Source organism: Pseudomonas sp. LBUM1643 (genome assembly GCF_059716215.1).
Genome location: NZ_CP166813.1, coordinates 5,710,751 through 5,730,777, shown reverse-complemented (window position 1 = coordinate 5,730,777; position 20,027 = coordinate 5,710,751). Strand labels below are relative to the sequence as shown.

At 59.8% G+C, this 20,027-nt stretch carries 16 protein-coding genes; 6 read left to right on the top strand and 10 right to left on the bottom strand.

From position 1 onward, the window contains the following. Positions 1–63: 63 nt before the first annotated feature. Positions 64–951 (bottom strand): (2E,6E)-farnesyl diphosphate synthase, encoded by an 888-nt coding sequence (gene ispA, locus ACA063_RS25890; RefSeq protein WP_497663876.1) that lies wholly within the window; start codon positions 949–951, stop codon positions 64–66. Next, complete coding sequence (locus ACA063_RS25885; RefSeq protein ID WP_003228627.1) at positions 948–1,190, bottom strand: exodeoxyribonuclease VII small subunit; 243 nt, start codon at positions 1,188–1,190, stop codon at positions 948–950. The genes ispA and ACA063_RS25885 overlap by 4 nt, the downstream gene beginning before the upstream one ends. 476 nt (positions 1,191–1,666) lie before the next feature. On the opposite strand from ACA063_RS25885, the gene ACA063_RS25880 reads away from it, so the two are divergent. Genes ACA063_RS25880 through ACA063_RS25855 form a run of 6 tightly spaced genes read left to right on the top strand, consistent with a single transcriptional unit; the run spans position 1,667 to position 11,842 of the window. After that, positions 1,667–2,458 (top strand): YfaP family protein, encoded by a 792-nt coding sequence (locus ACA063_RS25880; RefSeq protein WP_497663875.1) that lies wholly within the window; start codon positions 1,667–1,669, stop codon positions 2,456–2,458. Positions 2,459–2,507: 49 nt separating this feature from the next. Beyond that, on the top strand, positions 2,508–4,205 hold the full coding sequence (locus tag ACA063_RS25875; RefSeq protein ID WP_497663874.1) for a DUF2138 domain-containing protein: 1,698 nt from the start codon (positions 2,508–2,510) through the stop codon (positions 4,203–4,205). Then, positions 4,190–4,840, top strand: a complete 651-nt coding sequence (locus tag ACA063_RS25870; protein WP_497663873.1) for a DUF1175 domain-containing protein — start codon at positions 4,190–4,192, stop codon at positions 4,838–4,840. The genes ACA063_RS25875 and ACA063_RS25870 overlap by 16 nt, the downstream gene beginning before the upstream one ends. Further along, positions 4,837–9,402 (top strand): alpha-2-macroglobulin family protein, encoded by a 4,566-nt coding sequence (locus tag ACA063_RS25865; RefSeq protein ID WP_497666590.1) that lies wholly within the window; start codon positions 4,837–4,839, stop codon positions 9,400–9,402. Before ACA063_RS25870 ends, ACA063_RS25865 begins: the two co-directional genes overlap by 4 nt. 1 nt (position 9,403) lies before the next feature. After that, positions 9,404–11,023: a DUF2300 domain-containing protein gene (locus tag ACA063_RS25860; RefSeq protein ID WP_497663872.1), complete on the top strand. Its 1,620-nt coding sequence runs from the start codon at positions 9,404–9,406 to the stop codon at positions 11,021–11,023. 3 nt (positions 11,024–11,026) lie between these two features. After that, on the top strand, positions 11,027–11,842 hold the full coding sequence (locus ACA063_RS25855; protein ID WP_497663871.1) for a YfaP family protein: 816 nt from the start codon (positions 11,027–11,029) through the stop codon (positions 11,840–11,842). Positions 11,843–12,271: 429 nt separating this feature from the next. Here ACA063_RS25855 and ACA063_RS25850 read toward each other — a convergent pair whose 3' ends face one another. The 8 genes from ACA063_RS25850 to eat all read right to left on the bottom strand — a co-directional run bounded on the left by ACA063_RS25850 (position 12,272) and on the right by eat (position 19,965). Next, positions 12,272–13,024, bottom strand: coding sequence for a S24 family peptidase (locus tag ACA063_RS25850; RefSeq protein ID WP_497663870.1), 753 nt, complete (start codon positions 13,022–13,024; stop codon positions 12,272–12,274). A 227-nt stretch (positions 13,025–13,251) separates the two neighbouring features. After that, a complete protein-coding gene (gene ppa / locus ACA063_RS25845; protein ID WP_162439598.1) occupies positions 13,252–13,779 on the bottom strand; it encodes an inorganic diphosphatase in 528 nt (175 codons plus the stop codon). 114 nt (positions 13,780–13,893) lie between these two features. Then, on the bottom strand, positions 13,894–14,706 hold the full coding sequence (locus ACA063_RS25840; RefSeq protein ID WP_497663869.1) for a M90 family metallopeptidase: 813 nt from the start codon (positions 14,704–14,706) through the stop codon (positions 13,894–13,896). A 6-nt stretch (positions 14,707–14,712) separates the two neighbouring features. Continuing rightward, entirely contained in the window at positions 14,713–15,369 is a 657-nt protein-coding gene (locus ACA063_RS25835; protein ID WP_497663868.1) for a DedA family protein, read from the bottom strand. A gap of 287 nt (positions 15,370–15,656) precedes the next feature. After that, positions 15,657–16,118: a GNAT family N-acetyltransferase gene (locus ACA063_RS25830; RefSeq protein WP_497663867.1), complete on the bottom strand. Its 462-nt coding sequence runs from the start codon at positions 16,116–16,118 to the stop codon at positions 15,657–15,659. Between the two features lie 119 nt (positions 16,119–16,237). Continuing rightward, positions 16,238–17,074, bottom strand: a complete 837-nt coding sequence (gene eutC / locus ACA063_RS25825) for an ethanolamine ammonia-lyase subunit EutC (RefSeq protein ID WP_497663866.1) — start codon at positions 17,072–17,074, stop codon at positions 16,238–16,240. Further along, a complete protein-coding gene (locus ACA063_RS25820) occupies positions 17,071–18,465 on the bottom strand; it encodes an ethanolamine ammonia-lyase subunit EutB (protein WP_497663865.1) in 1,395 nt (464 codons plus the stop codon). The genes eutC and ACA063_RS25820 overlap by 4 nt, the downstream gene beginning before the upstream one ends. A gap of 51 nt (positions 18,466–18,516) precedes the next feature. Then, entirely contained in the window at positions 18,517–19,965 is a 1,449-nt protein-coding gene (eat, locus tag ACA063_RS25815) for an ethanolamine permease (RefSeq protein WP_497663864.1), read from the bottom strand. Between the last annotated feature and the right edge of the window lie 62 nt (positions 19,966–20,027).

The following is a 20,027-nucleotide window of genomic DNA, read 5'->3' as shown; positions in this document are numbered from 1 at the left end:
CGGCAGTTTACCTGATGCATCGCCCCCTGCCCACGCGTTGGTTTTAACTTGGCGGATACGCCTTCAGCTGCGCCGCTCGACGATATAGCGGGCAAGGTCGCGTAACGGCTCTGCATCCGCGTCAAACGGTCGCAGTGCGTGCAGCGCCTGATCGCGCAATTCCAGGGCGTAGGCCTTGGCTGCATCGAGGCCAAGCAGGGCCGGGTAGGTCGGCTTGTCGCGGGCGATGTCCGCACCCTGGCGTTTGCCCAGGGTTTCGGTATCGCTTTCGACGTCGAGAATGTCGTCCTGAACCTGAAAAGCCAGGCCGATGGCCTGTGCATAAGTCTGCAAGGACTTCAGTTCGCTTTTCTCGGCACGGCCGCTGGCCAGGGCGCCGATTTTGACGCTGGCCTCGATCAATGCCCCGGTCTTGTGCCGATGCATATATTCGAGGGCCTTCTGATCGAGCTTCAGGCCTACCGAGCCAAGGTCGATGGCTTGCCCGCCGACCATGCCCGCTGGACCGGCCGCTTGTGCCAGGGCACTGACCATTTGCAGGCGGATCTCGGCATCGAGCGTGCTCAGGCGCGGGTCGAGCAGGGCGCTGAAGGCCAGGCTCTGCAAACCGTCACCGGCAAGGATCGCGCACGCTTCGTCGAATTTTTTGTGGGTCGTCGGCTGGCCACGACGCAGATCGTCGTCGTCCATGGCTGGCAAATCGTCGTGAACCAGGGAATAAGCGTGAATCAGTTCGACCGCACAGGCTGCGCCATTGGCTTGTTCGGCCGGGCCGCCCAGTGCTTCGCACGCGGCGTAGGCCAGCAGCGGGCGAACGCGTTTGCCGCCATTCATCACGCTATAGCGCATCGCTTCGTAAAGGCGTGCAAGCTCAGGGCTCGGCGCGTTGAACAGGAGTTCCAATGCTGCGTTGACCCGAGCCTGGCTGGTCGCCGAATACGCTGCAATCATTCTGGTTGTTCCGCGTCGAAGGGTTCCTCGGCGAGCTCGCCATCGCGCTCGAGCAGCACTTGAACCTTTTGCTCAGCCTGGGCCAGCGCTGCCTGGCAATCGCGGGTCAGACCGATGCCTTGCTCGAAAGCCGTCAGCGAGTCTTCCAGCGACAACTCGCCGTTCTCCAGTCGCTCTACCAGCGTTTGCAGGTCAGCGAGGGATTGTTCGAAATCCAGTGCAGCTTTTTTGCGGGCCATGGCGGCTATTTCCGGTTGACGTTAAACCGGCGCGACACTAGCAGACATGGGGGTTATGGGCAAATGAGCCGGGGAGTTCGAGACTCGGTCCTGCGTTGAAAACAACCCTGTGGCGAGGGCGTTTACTCCCGCTGGGTCGCGTAGCGGCCCCGAAACCATCCAACTAACTTTTTCAGGAATACCGCATTCAGTGTCTGTCGCTCAAAAATCATCGGGATGCTTTCCCTGGCTGAGTATTGACGTATTCGGCTCACTACATGAGCCGAATAAACCCGCTATTCGGCTCATCTCTAAAAAATATCCGTGATCGCTACCGCACGTCAGATGTCTCTGATTGTTAAAAACCGGCCGACTGTCTAACCTTCGCCCCAACAACGACCCGTCGGTCATGGGTCTTTCTGACGAAACACAGTTTTTATCTGTTACGCGCCGAGGATCAGGCGCAAGGTTTCGTTGTGCATGGCAGGAGGCGTTACATGCGTTCATTTCTTTTACTGCTGATCGCCTGGCTCGGCGCGACCGCCGCCAGTGCCGAGCCGACGGCCGGGTTGTCCGAGCCGGTGGGCGGCTGGCGCTATAACGGCCTGCTCGATCGCAGTGAATACCCGCAAGTTGCCTATCCGACACCGCCCATTGACCGGGGTGTGCAGCGCAATCGCACAATGATCGAGGGGCAACTCAAGGCCATCGGCACTCAGCGTGGGCCGCACACGCTGGCGGTCAACGGCAATCCGCTGAACCTGTACACCGACGATCAAGGGCGTTTTGCCCGGCCGTATACGTTCGGCGCGGGGTCCAACAGCGTCGAAGTGCACAGTGCCGAAGGCCAGTCGCTCAAGCGCGTTCAATTTTATGAAGCCAACAACCTGCGCACCCCGGCGCGTATTCGCGTGGTGCTGGGCTGGGACGATCCCAAGGCAGAACTTGATCTGCACATCATTACCCCCGACGGCCAGCATGCGTTTTTCGCCCATACGGCGTTGACCAACGGTGGCGGCCTGGACCCGGATGGCGTCGATGGCCCAGGCCCGGAAATGTTCACCATGACCGCGCCGATGCATGGCACTTATCTGGTTTACGTGAACTATTGGGGCAACTTTGGCAGCGAAGGCTATAACTTCGATGAGACCAGCAACCAGAACGAAGTGATCACCTCGCAAATCAATCTGGTGCTCAACGAAAACACCGTCGACGAAAAACGCGAAACCTTCATCGTGCCGTTACGCGCGATAGGCGACCTGCTGCTGGTCAAGACTTTCAACTATTAAGCCTCCCGCACCCCGGGTGAATTGTGCTTTGTGAACAATGAGCGTGAACATGAGCGATAACACTGTTACCCCGCCGGCCCCCACTTCCCGTCGCTGGCCGGCGCTGCTGGTCGGGTTGTGCCTGGTGGCGGGTGTGGCGGCCGGGCTCGGCTGGTTCATGCACAAACCCAAGGCGCCGGTGGCGCAGTTGGCCAGTGACAAGCTGGGCATGAGCCGACCGGACGGGCTGCTGGAAACCCATTCCCTGAGCCAATTGCCCAAAGACCTGCTGGCGGTGCCTTTCCTCAAGGAAACCCTGACCGAAGATTTCGTCTTCTATTACGAGACCCATGCCGACCGCCTCGGTTTGATCGGCAGTCTGCGGCGGATCATTTACGAGCACGACCTGAAGTTGCAGGACAGCCTGATCGAACAGCTTTTCGATCAGCCGGCAGACGTAGCGCTGTGGCGCGGGGCGGACGGTCGCCTGAAAGACTTTCTTCTGGTGATGGATCGCGGTGGCCTGGCCAAGGTGCTGGAGCCGTTGGCCAAAGTGGCGCTGGATGATTCACAGTTGACCAGACTCAGCGACGTGAAAGTCGGTGCTGACGACGTGCCGCTCTATCAACTCACCTACAACGCCGGCAAGGCGCTGTTGTTTGCCTCCCATGGCGACAAACTGGTGGTGCTGTCCAATCCGGCCAAGCTGTATGACCCTGAAAACGGCGCGGAGGAAGAACCCGGCAGCGTTTCAAACAAGGCCATCGCCGCATTGCTCAATGGCGAAAAACTGTTCCCGGAAGCCTTTGGCCTGCAACCCCGCGCGCCGGAGGTGAAACAGCGTCTGTCGGTCAATTCCAGTGTATTGGCCATGGGGTATCAACGCTTCATCCCGAACTTCGCGGGCCTGCGTTTCGACATGGACGACAAGGGGTGGCACAGCTTCCTGGCAATGGACGAACTGGATAACCAGCCGGACTTCGATTTCAAACCGATCTGGCAAGCCATGCCCATGGGCGCCAGCGCTTGCGTGGCGTTGCCGCTCGCGGCCGAGCAACAGAAGCCGTTGCTGGTGAAGCTAGGCGCCGACGATAAAGTGGCCCAGGCGCTGACCGAACACATGGCGGGCGCTGCCGGCCTTTGCTGGTACGCCGATTCGCGGTTGTACACGCCGCTGCTGGTCGCCAGCCTCGATGACGATGACAGCGCCAAGCTCGACGACGACCTCGGTAACCTGTTCGGATCGATGGTCGGTGCCTATGAAGGCAACGTCGAAGAGCATGTGTTCCCGGTGATCGAGAAACAGGAAGGCGAAACCCGCCAGTGGCAGCGTCAGGTCAGCTCCAACTTCGGTCCCTACAAAGCCAAGGAGGCTGAAAATCCGGAGGCGATTTCGGGCAAGGCCTTCATGAAAGTCAGCCTGGCCCGTCACGGTTCGACCCTGCTGTTTTCCCTCGACGACAAGCTCGTGGACAAAGCCCTTGGCACCCTCGACAAGCGCTTCCCGCCGATGGCCGATGTGGTGCCGAAAGACCTGCTGATGCCGGTCTACTTCGGCCCGGATTCCATGGCGCAGCTGATGCAACAGGAAACCCTCGACAGCCTGCCGCAGGACATGGAGCCGGTGTTCTACAACGCCGCGCAAACCTACCTGATTCCGAAACTGCGCACGCTCGGCGGGTACGGCAAATATGCCCTGACCTTGCCCGCGGGCAGTGAGCCCGACGGCCACTGGCAATGGCTGCCGCTTGAATGGAAAGCCCTGTGACTGCACTCATCCGAGGTCTTGGCCTGCTGGCGATGTTGCTGGGCAGTCGGGTATTCGCCCTCGAAGCGCCGCCGCTCGATGTGCAGCAATCCCAGGTATTTCGCGCCTGGTTCGTACGCATCGCTCAAGAGCAACTGACCCAGGGCCCGAGCCCGCGCTGGTATCAGCAGGACTGCGCCGGACTGGTGCGGTTTGCCGCCAATGAAGCGCTGAAAGTCCACGACGACAAATGGCTGCGCAGCAATGGCCTGTCCAATCGCTACCTGCCGCCCGAATTGCAATTGAGCGAGGTGCAACGCGGTCTCGCCCAGCAATGGCAACAAGGCGGCGGCAAGACCGGGCCGTACGTCAATGCGATCAAGCTGATCCAGTTCAACAGCCACCTGGTCGGCCGCGACGTTGCCCAGGCAAGGCCTGGCGACCTGATGTTTTTCGACCAGGGTGACGACCAGCATTTGATGATCTGGATGGGCCGCAACATCGCCTATCACACCGGCACCACCACCCCGACTGACAACGGCATGCGCTCCGCGAGCCTGCAGCAACTCATGACATGGAAGGACACCCGATGGATACCCGACGCAGCCAACCCCAACTTCATCGGCGTCTATCGACTGAATTTTCTCTCCCAATGATCGGTGCCCGCATGCTGCGTTTTCTGCCTTTGCTGTTGGTCCTGGTACTGCCTTTTTCGTCGGTTCACGCTGAAGACACCGTCGAGCCAAGTGGCTACACGCCGGTGGCCGGTGAAAGTTTTTTCCTGCTGGCCGACAGCAGTTTCGCCAGCGACGAGCAGGCCATGGTGCGACTCGAAGCGCCGGGCCGCGACTATCGCCGGTTCCGCATGGAGCCTTACGGCGGGGCGGATATTCGGGTGTATCGGATTGATAAGCCGCTGGACTTCCTCAAGCGCCAGAAGAACCTGCACCGCGTGGTCAGCGATGGCCAGTTCAAGGGCGAAGGCCTGTCGAATACCCTCGCGTACCTGTGGGACAACTGGTACCGCAAATCCCGGCGCGTGATGCAGCGGGCGTTTTCCTACGAGTCGCGCCAACACGTCACCGAGCAAGTGCCGGAACTGAAGATGGGCACCGCCATCGCCGCGCCGACGCCTTACGATGCTCAGCCGCAATTCGCGTTGATCCCGGGCCTGCCGGTCGTCAGTCAATTCCGCTATCCATTGTGGGAAGCCAAACCCATCCAGCCGCCGGCCGGTGTGAACCTGGCCGGTTCTTCCAGCGAATTCGTCAGCGTTGCGCCGGGTAACGTCTACATCCCGTTGGGCAACCTGAAACCGGGGCTGTACCTGGTGGAAGCGCTGATCGGCAAATACCGTGCGACCACCATGGTGTTCGTCTCCAACACCGTGGCCGTGAGCAAGATTGCCGGTGATGAGTTGGTGGTGTGGGCCGCACGCAAACACGAAGGCAGCTCGGTGCCCAAGGTCAATGTGCTGTGGACTGATGGCCTGGGCGTCATGAGCAGCGGCGCTACCGATACCGATGGTTTGCTCCGTCTCAAACACGTCAGCCCTGAACGCTCATTCGTCATCGGCGAAGACGAAGAGGGCGGAGTGTTCGTCTCCGAGAACTTCTATTACGACAGTGAAATCTACGACACCAAGCTCTACGCGTTTACCGACCGACCGCTGTATCGACCGGGAGATTGGGTGTCGCTGAAAATAATCGGGCGCGAGTTCAAGAATGCCCGGGATTCGGTGCTGCCGACCGCTGCAGACGTCAACGTGACCGTGCTCGATGCCACCGGCACCGCCTTGCAATCACTGGCCTTGAAACTTGATTCCAAGGCCGGTACCCAAGGGCGTTTCCAGTTGCCGGACAACGCGGTGGCGGGCGGTTATGAACTGCGTTTCAGCTACAAGGATCAGGCTTACAGCAGCGCTTTCCGCGTCGCTGAGTACATCAAGCCGCACTTCGAAATATCGCTGAACCTGGCCAAGCAGGATTACCGCACGGGCGAGCCGGTGAAAGGCAGCCTGGTGCTGCTGTACCCGGACGGCAAACCTGTTGCGAATGCCAAGTTGAGTCTGAGCCTGCGCGCCCAGCAACTGTCGATGGTCGACAACGAACTGCAATACCTCGGACAGTTTCCGGTAGAGCTGACCAGCACCGAACTGACCACCGACGCCAAGGGCAACGCGACCCTGGACCTGCCCGCAGCCGAGAAACCCAGCCGCTACATGCTCACAGTGTTCGCCAGTGATGGCGCGGCGTATCGGGTCAAGACCACCAAGGAAATCCTCATCGACCGTGGCGCCGCCAGTTTCCGCTTGAGCGCGCCGCAACGCTTCAGTGCGGTGGGCGACAAGGTGGCTTTCAGCTACATCAACGAAGGCGGCAGCGAGTCAGGCAAAGCGGTTACGCCGAGCAGCTTCGGCTGGGTGCGACTGGAGGATCAGTCCACCGGTGAAGGCAAACTCGCCACGACGGACAAAGGGTTCACATTGGCCTTCGATCGTCCGGGCACTTACAACCTCACGTTGAAAGATGATCATGGCCGCGTCGTCGGCGCCACCGGGCATTCGGTCACCGGCGAGGGCGTGAAAGCCGTGCCCGGCACCGTTGAAATCGTTCTCGACAAACCGGAGTACAAGGCAGGCGATGAGGCCCTGGCACTGATCACCTTCCCTGAGCCGGTCAGCGATGCGCTGCTGTCGCTGGAGCGCGACAAGGTCGAGGCCACGGCGCTGCTGTCCAAGGGCGGCGACTGGCTGAAGATGGAAAAACTCAGCGAGACCCAATACCGCGCGCGCATCCCGGTGAAAGATAACTTCGCACCTAATCTGACCTTCTCGGTGCTGTACACCAAGGGTGGTCAGTACAGCTTCCAGAACGCGGGCATCAAGGTGGTTGCGCCACAAATCGATGTCGCCATCGCCACGGATAAAGAGGCGTATCAGCCGGGCGACACAGTGACCGTGGACCTGACCACGCAGTTCGCCGGCAAAGCGGTTCCAGCGCACCTGACGGTGAGTGTGGTCGACGAAATGGTCTACGCGCTGCAACCGGAAGTCGCGCCAACCATCGACCAGTTCTTCTATCACCCGCGCAGAAATAACGTGCGCACCAGCGCCAGCCTGTCCTTCATCAGCTATGACGTGGCGTTGCCGGGTAGCCCAGGTGCACCGGGCAAAGCCAATCGCAGCGAGCGCGGTGTAAAAGTGCTTGAGCGGCCGCGTCGCGAAGATGTCGACACCGCGGCGTGGCAGCCGGAACTGGTGACCGATGCCAACGGCAAAACCCGCTTTACGTTCACGATGCCGGACTCGCTGACCCGCTGGCGCATCACCGCGCGGGCGATTGCCGATGACGGCCAGGTCGGTCAGAAGAAACAGTTCGTGCGCTCGGAAAAACCGCTGTACCTGAAGTGGAGCGGCCCGACGAATTTCCGCAACGGCGATAAACCGGATCTCGGTGTATTCGCCTTCAGCCAGGCTGAGAAACCGGTCAAGGCTGAGCTGGTAATTCATTACGGCGGCACTGATCAACGTGTACCCGTGACGCTGAACAACGGCATCAACTACATCGCGCTTCCGGCATTCGCGCTGACCCGTGGCGAGTGGACCGCCGAGCTGGTGCAGGACGGCAAAATCGCCGACGCCCTGGCCGTGCGCCTGAGCGCGACCGGTGAAGGCTGGCAGGTGACACAAAGCCAAAGCCTGGAGGTGGCCAGCGGTGATACGCCGCTGACATTGCCGGTAGACGCCAGTGATATTCGCCTGCGTCTGGATGACAGTCCGCAAGCGCTGTTCCGCTCGGCCCTCGATGACCTGTTGAGCTATCCGTACGGTGGCGTCGAGCAGACAGCCAGTCGTTTGCTGCCATTAAGCATCGCGTATCCGACCTTGGCGTCGAACCCGCAGATCCGCGATCGCTTGCGTCTGATCATGCAGAACAGCCGCCTGCGTCTTGTGCAAATGGCCGGGCCTTCCGCGAGCTTCACCTGGTGGGGCATGGACGGCGAGCCGGATGCCTTCCTCACCGCCTACGCCTATTACGCCGACTGGCACGCCAGCCAAGTGCTGGAACTCAGTCTGCCGCCGGAGCATTGGCAGCGCGTGCTGGAGGTGTATGCGAAGCAGGCGAAAAATACGCCGCTGTTGCAACGGGCGCTGATTCTGTCCTTCGCCAAACAGATGCAATTGCCGGTCAACACGTTGCTCAGTGGCCTGATGGATGACCTGGCGAAAGCGGGCGAGGGCAACGCCGCCAATCTGCTGGAGGACGGAGAAGACAGCCTCGTCATGAGCGATCCGGATTCGGCGCTCGGCCTGGCGGCGGCGCGTGCGTTGACGGCCTCTTTGGCCAGGCAGTCGAAGGTCGCTTTGTCGGACGCCTTCAGTCGCCAACTGCCGGATGCACAACAGCGCCTGGCGGTCAGTTCACAGCCGTTCGCCGAAGCCTTGAACCTGTCGCTGCAACCCTTCGATCAGGCACACGCTCAAGCGTTGTTGCAGCGCTTGCTGCCACAGCAATCGACGCTGGAACGTGCCTTGGCGCTGACCTGGTTGCAGCGCAGCATCGAGCAGGCATCGCCCACGATTGCACTGGCGCCGGGTGAAGGCTGGAAGAAGGAACATGGTGCGACCGGTGAGCTGTACTGGACGTGGCAAGGCGCTTCGTCAGTGCCTGTGGTGCTGACGTTGTCTGGAACGCAAGAGCGTCCATTGCGGGCGGCTTTGAGCTACCGGACCCAACAACCGCCATTCGATCCGATGGCCGTGACCATCACCCGTCGCCTGTCCCGACTGGTGCCCGGAGATGAAGCATTTAACTTCAAGCTGGAAGCCGTCGGTAACCAACCGTTGTCCAGCGACAGCCTGTATCTGGACGAAGTGATCCTCACCAGCAAAGCCGGGAAGCCGCTGCGTTACGGCATGCTCGAAGTGCCGCTGCCACCGGGCGCCGATGTTGAGCGCACCACGTGGGGCATCAAGCTCATGGGCAAGGCGGGCACGGAGTCCTCCGCGCTGGAGAAGGCGCGTTTCGAACCGGGGCAAATGGCCTACGCGATTCCGATTGATGCGTTGAGCGGTGAGCTGCGCCTGCGGCACCTGGTGCGGTTCTCGCAAAAAGGCCAGTTCAATCTGCCGCCCGTGCGTTTCACCCAGGTCTACGCGCCACAGCATCAGGCTCAGGAACAGAAACCGGCGCTCGGCCAGGTCACGGTCCACTGATATGCCCCGGGTTCTGGTCGGGTGGCTGATGGTCTTGATCTCTGCGTTGGCAACGGCGCAGGACGAGCCACTGCGCCTGGCCTTCAACGGGGAATTGCTGTCTTTGAACCGGACTCAGGTGATCGCACGCGAGCCGTTGCCTGCTGATCTGCAAACGCCGTTGGGCAGTGTGTGGAAGCTGTTTGTCTATGGCTGGCTGGTGAACACTGGTGCGCGGGAATCTGCGTACGAGTGCCGCGGGCAGTCGAAGGAAGAAGTTTACTGCTGCACTGCCGGTGGAAAGATCGACCGCGATCAGGCGCTGGTGAAGTCGTGCGGCTTGTATTTTGAGCCGACGCGGTTGGGTATCGTCGGCGCGGATTGGCGCACGTATTGGCAAGCGCGACAGGCGCCGGAATGGTTGCTGAACTTGCCCTCGTTGCAGCCTTCCACGCGAGTCTCCGTGGCTGAGTTGCTGAAAGTACTGGCCGTGATGCCGGCGCAGGATCAAGCGCGGCGGGTGCTGCTGGACGTGGTGTTGAACGCCGCTGACGGCAACGTCGTGGGGGAACTCGGCAGCCGGTTGCGGGCGAAAACCTGGAGCTGGTTGGGGGATCAGGACCCTGCGTCGCGTCAGGGCGGGTTTGCTGGTTGGACGGCGGATGGCACGCCGATCTGGGCCGGTGGTCGTGGCACCAGCCAGATGGTTTTGAAGCATTACAGTGCGGCGTTGGCTTCGGTGCTGCCGGTGGGTTGGCCAGCAGAGGCGGGACGATGCGTCGAGGTCGGGCTGTTTTCACGCTATCCGATCAAGCGTGTACTGGTGGGGGATCGGGAGGTTTCTTCCGGGGCGCTGCAGGGTGATTATCGCGTCGAATTCAGCAACGGTAATCAGCTTGATATTCACAGCGATGGCGAACTGTTTTTGATGAACAACCAATTGGTCGCCCGTGTGGACCGCGAAGAATACGTCGCCCGCGTCCTCCAGCGAGAAGCCACGCCCGAACCCGCTGAAGCCGCCAAGGCACTCGCTGTCGCGATCCGAACCTACCTGCTGCAAAACGCCACGCGCAACGGCGACTGCCTGAATATCGACGACAGCAGCAGTCGTCAACGCGTCGCCCCACGCCCGGCCACCCTTGAATCCCGCGCCATCGCGGCGTGGACCAGTGACCTGGTGCTCGCGGGCAGCACCGTCACCTACCATTCCGACGCACCTGGCCCCGACAAACTCTCCTGGCAGCAAGCCGTCGAACAAGCCAATGCCGGCCAACGCTACGACGCCATCCTGCTGCACGCTTACCCGCGTGCGAGCCTGAGCCGCTGGGACAATCCCGTCGCCTCCTGCGAAGCGTTGCCCGCCGCACAGGACTGGCTGCAAAACCAGCGCCGCGGCTGGCGCCCACGTCTTGAAGGCGAAATCGGCTACAACGAGGTCAGCACCTTCGCGGTGTGCCGCCTCGCATTTGGCCGACCCTACGTCGACCGCGAACGCCAGCGCATCTACGTGCGTGGCGTGCTGTCGCTGCAGGATCGACTCGACCTGACCCACGAATACTTGCACCTGGCCTTCGAAGCACATCCCAACGGCCAGGATGAAACCTACATCGAAGGGCTCGCCCGCCACCTCTTGCTGGAATAGGCCATGAAACTCCGTTATCCACAGGTCTTCCTGTTCCTCTGCTCCTTCTGCGTTGGCCCCACGGCCTTCGCCGCCGACAACGCCGTCAAACTCGACACTCCCGTCGGTGGATGGCGCACCGGCGCCGTCGAGGGGGAAGGTGAAAACTTCCGCCAGACTGTCAATTACCCCGCATCATCGGTCAACACCCCGGCAGGCCAGGCCAACACGGCACGCATCACCGGGCAGATCAAAACCACGCCCAAGTCCGCCGAGCCGGGACGGCTGATCGTCAACGGCGTCAGCATGCCTTTGAAAATCGATGACGCCGGCCGCTTTGATCGCCCGTTCTCATTCCCCAACGGCAGCAACAGCGTCGAGGTCCGCAGTCCGGACGGCCAGCAACGGCGTCGCACGCAATTCCTCAACAGCAGCGGCGGCGCCACCCCGGCCAAATTGCGGGTGCTGCTGGCGTGGGACAGCGACAACACCGACCTGGATCTGCACCTGATCACCCCCGACGGCGCACACATCTGGTACGGCGACCGCGTCGCCCCCAACGGCGCCGCACTCGATGTCGACGTCACCACCGGCTACGGACCGGAAATCTTCGCCATGCCTGCACCGATCAAGGGGCAGTACCTGGTGTATGTGAACTACTTCGGGGGCGGTTATCGCAGTGATGAAGACGGGCAGGAAGACGCGGTTCAGCCGCTGACGACGGCGCAGGTCACGGTGATAACGGAGGAGGGGACGCCGAACGAAAAGATGGAGACGTTTCTGGTGCCGATGCGGGCGGTGGGGGAATTGACGTTGGTGAAGGGGTTTAGTTATCCGTGATGAGGGGACAGCCCTGGCAGTATTTCTGCCGACGCCTGTGCACCTGACAGGCGCGGCGTAATCCCGGTCGTTAACCTTGTTTCACGGATTGAATCGCAGATGCTTTGGTTTAGGCTGGTTTTCAGGCATTAAAAAGCCGGCTTGTGGCCGGCTTCTCGGGGACTGGCTTGATTCATTTTTGGTAAACCGCGCCAGCCTTCAAAACGTACACCCGGATCTTGCGTCCGGCTGTGGGACTCGGCGAGAAAATCATCTGCCTGGTCGGTGCGATCTGAGCCTCTGGGAGGGTCGATGCGCAAATGTGGGGCGCAGCATACTGATTTTTTTACGGAAATCCCAGCTTGATGTGCGCTTGTTGCGATTGCGGTGGATGCTTTTGCGACTGCTGTGCAGCTGGACCCAGGCTGCGCCAGCTGCTTCAGGACATATTCACAAAAATGGAATAGGCGGTCGTCGTTTGTTCAGGGTCGACCACCAGAACACCCAGCCTATGACGCGTATGTTTTGCTCATCAATTTGCGGTGGGCGAAAAACTTCGTCCGGGTATCGGTTGTAGTTGTGGCTGCGCATGCGTATCGCATTGCCCGGTACCCGATACAGGTAGCGGATCAACAGCATGCCGTCATGTTCTATTGCGTAAATCTCGCCATCGATAATTTGCGTCAGTCCCCGGTCTATGGCGACGATGGAGCCGTCGTCAATTTTTTCGGCCATGCTGTTGCCTGTCATGCGAACGCAGATGGCGTCGATGTGCTTGATTTCCAGGGAGTCGAGATCGCTGCGGGGCAGGCGGATGGTTTGGTCTGGATCTTTGATGACATGGGTTTTAGTGGCGCCGGGTGTGACGGGGGCTTCTTTATAGAAATGCAGTTCGACATCGGTTGGCTCGATAACCCGGTACGAGCCGCGGATCGCTTGGGCGTCCAGGGCGTTGCCGGATTCGTCGGTCAGTCGCAGTTCTTTGGCGTCTTTTTGACCTTCGCCGGTTTTCAGCCATTCGCTTTTAACGGAAAGAATTCTGGCGACTTCTTCCATTCGATATTCGGGCACACCGCGGGTGTACCAGTTGTGAACGTTTTGAGCCTGTTGGATGTTCAAGAAATCGGCAAATGCCGTCGTCGAGATTTTTGCCTCTTTGAGGAGAACCTTGAATCGTTTACCGCAGGTTTTATTCTTTTTCATAAACGCGAGTCTAATGTCGCGGGGCAAGGCTTTGAATCAACGAGCCGTTCAAATATCGAGGGAATTTTACGACCGGATGTAAGACGTAATGTAGGGAAATTAAACAAGAAAAAACCAAAACGGATGCGAGTTAAACGAAACGTTTATGGTGATTTATAGGCGTCTACAAAAAACCCCGGATCAACCGGGGTTTTTCTTGATGCCTGTTGCTAGAAGCCTGGAGCTTCTCAGCCTTTGTAGGCTGCAACCGACTTCATGATCTCGGCGCGGGCAGCTTCTGCGTCGCCCCAACCTTCGATCTTCACCCATTTGCCTTTCTCGAGATCTTTGTAGTTCTCGAAGAAGTGCTTGATCTGTTCCAGCAGCAGCGGTGGCAGATCAGTGTATTCCTTCACGTCCACGTACAGCTGAGACAGCTTGTCATGGGGTACTGCGATGACTTTGGCATCGCCGCCGCCGTCGTCGGTCATGTTCAGGATGCCGACTGGACGAGCGCGGATGACCGAGCCTGGAGCAACCGGGTAAGGGGTCACAACCAGAACGTCGAGGGGATCACCGTCGTCAGCCAGGGTGTTCGGGATGAAACCGTAGTTGGCCGGGTAGAACATCGGGGTGGCCATGAAACGGTCAACGAACAGGCAATCGCTGTCTTTGTCGATTTCGTATTTGATCGGCGCGTGGTTGGCCGGAATCTCGATCGCGACGTAGATGTCGTTCGGCAGGTCTTTGCCAGCCGGAATCTTGCTGTAGCTCATTGGGCGGTGCCCCCGTTAGTTGACCAAAAACACTTGGCCGGATTGACCAAAAAGTGGCGGCGATTATAGGCATATTCCGCCGCCGATGCCATGCGCGACAGGGTCGTAGAGACCTTAGTCGTGTGCCTGATAGACCGGGTCATTGGCCTGAAGTTGCCGCAGCCTGTCCAAAGGATCCTGCCGATAGAAACGCTTCAACTGCTCGTAGACCTGTGGATAAGCCTCGTGCAGCAAATCCGGGGCGCTGAAAAAGTATTCGCTGGTGACGGCGAAGAACTCTGCCGGGTTTTCCGCTGCGTACGGATCAATGGCGGTTTCGGCGTCGGGATTACGCTCCAGTTGCTGATCGAGATCGTCGTAGGCGTCCTGCATGACCTTCGCCCAGTCACTGACCCGCATGTCGGCATGCAGAGGTGGCAGGCCGTTAGCGTCACCGTTGAGCATGTCCAGCTTGTGCGCCAGCTCGTGAATGACCAGGTTATAGCCCTCCCAACCGCCGCTGGCCATTACGCCGGGCCAGGCAAGGATGATCGGGCCTTGCTGCCAGGCTTCGCCGCTGTGCTCGCCATCCCACTCGTGTTCGACGCCGCTGGCATCGCGATGACGCTGGGGGCTGAGAAAGTCGTCGGGGTAGAGCACGATTTCGTGGAAACCCTGATACCAGTTCAAATCGCCCAGGTTCAGTAGTGGCAATTGCGCCTGAGCCGCCAGCAACAGGCGTTGTTCCTGGTGCAGTTCCACGCCGGGCAGGGCGGTCAGGTGTTTGTCTTCGAGGAACAGTACGCTGGCTTCACGCAACCACTGGTCTTGGGCAACGGTAATTCCGTCGAGAAAACTCAGGTGGTGACGCACCCGTTGCCACATGTCGTCGGCAATCGGGTGTCTGGCCAGGATGCGCTGGCGACGCCAGGCGCTAAGGGACCACATCGACGATCAGCGCGGTTGGGCTTTTGAGTTCGAACTGCCAAAGCGACTGCGTGCCACACCGATGATCATGGGCACCAACGACAGGAGAATGATGCCGACGACCAGCAGCGACAGGTTGGTCTTGATGAACGGTACGTTGCCGAAGAAGTAACCGAGGGTTACCAGGCCGCCGACCCAGAGGATCGTGCCGAGGACGCTGAAACCGAAGAAGCGCGGGTAAGGCATTCTTGCAACACCGGCGACGAACGGTGCAAAGGTCCGAATGATCGGCAGGAAGCGCGCCAGGGTCACGGTTTTGCCGCCGTGCTTGTCGTAGAAGTCGTGGGTTTGTTGCAGGTAGTCACGGCGGAAGATTTTCGAATTGGGGTTGCTGAACAAGCGTTCTCCGGCCGTTCGTCCGATCACGTAGTTGGTACTGTCGCCGAGTATCGCGGCCAGCATCAACAGCCCGCCCAGCAGCACCGGATCCATGCCACCGCCCGCCGCTACGGCGCCCGCAATAAACAGCAGGGAATCACCTGGCAGGAAAGGCATCACCACCAGTCCGGTCTCGCAGAAAATCACCAGAAACAGAATGGCGTAGATCCATGGCCCGTAATTGGTGACCAGCATGTCGAGGTAAACATCGAGATGCAAGATGAGGTCAAGCGGGTTGAAATCCATGGAAAGCACCTGTGGTGACGGCCCGACTCTGCAGGCCTGTGCGGATGACTTCGCGAAAGGCTACAGACGGGTGTAGTTTTTCTTACAAGCCGGAAAGGTCGGCATTATACGGACAGACAACTGAAAAGCGCGTCGAGTTTGTAGCGGGGGATGTCGCGGAGACGGACGGTGCGGTTTCTTTTTTTTGCAGGAGCAAAGCTTGCTCGCGATAGCGGTGTGTCAGCAGCAGATGCGCTTAATGAGAAACCGCTATCGCGTGCAAGCTTTGCTCCTGAAGGCTGTGAGGCTTAAAGCTCGTCGCTGATCGGCAGTACGTAGTTCTTGAACTCGGTGTCTTCCTTGAATCCGATCGATTCGTAGGTTTTTTGCGCGACTTCGTTGTCGCTGCTGGTGGACACGCGCATACGCACGGCATTGGTGTCCTTGGCCATTTTCTTCGCAGTGCGAATTAGGTTGTCGGCGACCAGTTGGCGGCGGGCATCTTCGGCGACGTAGATGTCGTTGAGGATCCACACGCGTTTGAGTGAAAGCGATGAAAAACTCGGGTACAGCTGGCAAAAACCCATCAGCCGGTTGTTGTCGTCATCGGACAGTGCCAGGTAGATCACCGACTCCTTGCGGCGCAGGCGTTTTTCAAGGAAGGCCCGGGACGAGTCCGGATACGGCAGGGAACCATAAAACTCCCGATATTTGACGAACAACGGGGTCAGCAGGTCCAGGTGTTCGAGGGTCGCTTGAATAATCCGCATCGATAGGTCTCGTCTTCAAGTGGCTGTCTTCACGTGCTCTGACGGCGAACGGTTCTCACTCGGGCAGCCGTGCGTCGATCCTGCCTGAAATCCGCATTCAAACGCAATGCGGAAACGGTTCAGGCTTCGGGCGGGCTCAGCAGGAAGTTACTTTTCATCTCCACGCCTGGTTCTGTTTCCAGCGTCTGCACTTGGGCTTCGTCCTTCAAATTCACCCCTGACAGCTGCCGTCGGCAGGCCTCACGCATCAGATACAGCAGACGGTGCGCCGCCATTCCATAGCTCAATCCTTCCAGCCGGACATTGGAAATGCAGTTGCGATAGGCATCCGTCAGGCCGATCTTTGGGTTGTAGGTGAAATACAGCCCCAGGCTGTCTGGCGAGCTGAGCCCGGGGCGTTCGCCGATCAGGATGACGACCATTTTTGCGCCCAGTCGCTCGCCGATCTCGTCGGCGACGGCCACGCGGCCCTGTTCAACCAGGATCACCGGCGACACGGACCAGCCTTCAGCCGTGATCTGCTCTTCCATGCGCTCCAGAAAGGGCATCGTGTGGCGATGAACCGCCAGTGCCGATAACCCGTCGGCGACGATAATCGCCAGATCCACGCCGCCGGGATGGGCTTGCGCGTAATCTCGCAGCGTCTGTGCCGACTCGTCACTGAGCTTTCTACCCAGATCCGGACGCTGCAAATAGCTGTTGCGATCAGTGGCTGCGCTGTGCAGCAGCACGCTCTCACGCCCGCGTTCGGCCAGCTGAGCGCCAAGACCTGCATGATCGAACGGCAGGTGTACGGCATCTCGAGCCTGGGCGTGGGCAAACTGGAAGTCCAGCTGCGCACCGGTGGGCATGCTGGTGCCGGTTCGACCGAGGGCAATTCGCGCCGGTGTCAGTCGGCGCAGCTCCAACCAAGGGTTTTGCGGGTCAACGGGTGGTTTATCCATATCAACACTCATCCCAGTTGCGCCAGGGCCTGGCGGAATGCCGGCGGCAGGCTGTTGCCAAACTGAACCTTGCCATCCGCCTGGGTGAAGATGCCCATTTTGGCCAGCCATTGCTCGAACTCCGGCGCCGGTTTCAAACCCAGGGTTTGCCGCGCATAGAGCGCGTCATGGAACGAGGTGGTCTGGTAGTTGAGCATGATGTCGTCGGAGCCGGGGATGCCCATGATGAAGTTGATCCCGGCCACGCCAAGCAGCGTCAGCAGGGTGTCCATGTCGTCCTGGTCCGCTTCGGCGTGATTGGTGTAGCAGATGTCGCAACCCATGGGCACACCCAGCAGCTTGCCGCAGAAGTGGTCTTCAAGGCCGGCGCGGATGATCTGTTTACCGTTGTAGAGGTATTCCGGACCGATAAATCCTACGACGGTATTCACCAGAAACGGTTTGAAATGTCGTGCGACGGCGTAGGCTCGGGTTTCGCAGGTCTGTTGATCAATGCCGTGATGGGCGTTGGCGGACAAGGCGCTGCCCTGGCCCGTCTCGAAATACATCAGGTTCTGGCCCAGTGTGCCGCGATTCAGGCTCAAACCCGCGTCGTAGCCTTCCTGGAGTACGTTCAGGTTGATGCCAAAACTGGCGTTGGCCGCTTCAGTGCCCGCGATCGACTGGAACACCAGGTCCAGTGGCACCCCGCGGTTCACGGCTTCGATGGACGTAGTGACGTGAGTCAGCACGCAAGCCTGAGTAGGAATGTCGTAGCGCTGGATAATGGCATCGAGCATTTCCAGCATCGCGCAGATCGAGGCGATGCTGTCGGTGGCCGGGTTGATTCCGATCATTGCATCGCCGTTGCCGTACAACAGACCGTCAAGAATGCTCGCGGCGATGCCGGCGGGTTCATCGGTGGGGTGGTTGGGCTGCAAACGGGTGGATAAGCGGCCGCGCAGGCCCATCGTGCCGCGAAACTTGGTCACCACGCGGATTTTCTGCGCCACCAGCACCAGATCCTGCACGCGCATGATCTTTGAAACGGCGGCCACCATTTCCGGGGTCAGGCCGGGGGCGAGCGCGCGCAGGCTTTGCTCGTCAGCGGCATCGCTGAGAAGCCAGTCGCGAAAACCGCCGACGGTCAGGTGGCTGACTCCGGCGAAAGCCTGTTTGTCGTGGGTGTCGATGATCAGGCGGGTGACTTCATCGTCCTCGTAAGGAATCAGCGCTTCCTGCAGGAAATGACTCAGCGGTATATCAGCAAGGGCCATCTGCGCGGCCACCCGTTCACCATCGTTGAGGGCGGCGACGCCTGCCAGGAAATCCCCGGACCGCGCAGGGCTGGCCTTGGCCATGACGTCCTTGAGGCTCTCGAAGCGATAGGTCTGGTTGCCGACAGTGTGAGCAAAACTAGCCATACAGATTCTCCGTGACGGCGCAGACCAGGCCTGCGCCGTGATTTGCGGCTGTTAGTGCAAGGCTTTTTCAGCGGCCTGAATCGCCGCGAACTCTTCCTCGGGCGTGCCTGCTACCAAGTGATGCCGACTGTAGAAAGCGAAGTAAGCAATTAACACTCCATAGATGACCGCTGCACCAATCACCACCCGCGGATCCACCAGAAATCCTGCCACGACAGCGATGCACGCCAATACCAACGCTACACCAGAAGTGAAGATGCCGCCCGGTGTGCGGTATGGCCGATCCATTTTGGGGCGACGAATACGCAGCGTAATGTGCGCGGCCATCATCAGGACGTAGGAGATGGTTGCGCCGAACACGGCCACCAGGATCAGCAAGTCGCCCTGACCGGTCAGCGACAAGCCGAAACCGATAATCCCGGGAATGATCAACGCCAGCACCGGCGCCTTGCTTTTGTTGGTTTCCGACAGTTTGCGCGGCAGGTAGCCGGCGCGGGACAAGGCGAAGATCTGCCGTGAGTAGGCGTAAATGATCGAGAAGAAACTGGCGATCAGGCCCGCCAGACCCACAAGGTTGACGAAGCTGCCCATCCAGGTCGAGCCGCCATAGGCTTTGCTCAATGCTTCAACCAGCGGATTACCGGATGTCAGCAGGGCATTGGCGCCAGCCGCACCGGGCCCGATCACCAGAATCAGCAGCGCAAAGCTCACCAGCACCAGCATGGCGCCGATCAGGCCGCGAGGCAGGTCGCGTTTCGGGTTTTTGGTTTCTTCTGCTGCCAATGGAACGCCTTCGACCGCCAGGAAGAACCAGATCGCGTAAGGAATGGCTGCCCACACGCCGACATAGCCAAACGGCAGGAAGCTGCTCGCGCCCTTGGCCTCGGTAACCGGGATGTCCAGCAGGTTGGCGACGCTGAAGTGCGGCACCATCGACACCAGGAAAACCCCCAGTGCCAGGGCGGCAACGGCGGTAATGACGAACATCAGTTTCAGCGCTTCGCCGACACCGAATATGTGGATGCCGATAAAGATGATGTAGAAGGCCAGATAGATCATCCAGCCACCGATGCCGAACAACGACTCGCAGTAGGCGCCGATAAACACGGCAATCGCTGCCGGGGCGATGGCGTACTCGATCAGGATCGCCGTCCCGGTCAGGAATCCGCCCCAGGGGCCGAAGGCACTCCGGGCAAAACCGTAGCCGCCACCCGCAGTGGGAATCATGGAGGACAATTCAGCGAGGGAAAAACACATGCACAAGTACATGGTCGCCATCAGCAACGTGGCAAGAAACATCCCGCCCCAGCCACCTTGGGCCAGGCCGAAGTTCCACCCCGCGTAGTCGCCGGAGATGACATAGGCCACCCCCAGGCCCACCAGCAGGACCCAGCCTGCTGCACCTTTTTTCAATTCACGTTGCTGGAAATACTCGGAGCCGACTTTTTCGAAGTCGACAGAGGAGCCAGTCGCCGAAGCGGGCGTAGGTTCGCTGGGCATAAGAGTTCACCTGTTTTTATTGTTTTGGCCGGCCAAGTTGCCGGGTAGGGCGAAGGCTCCCT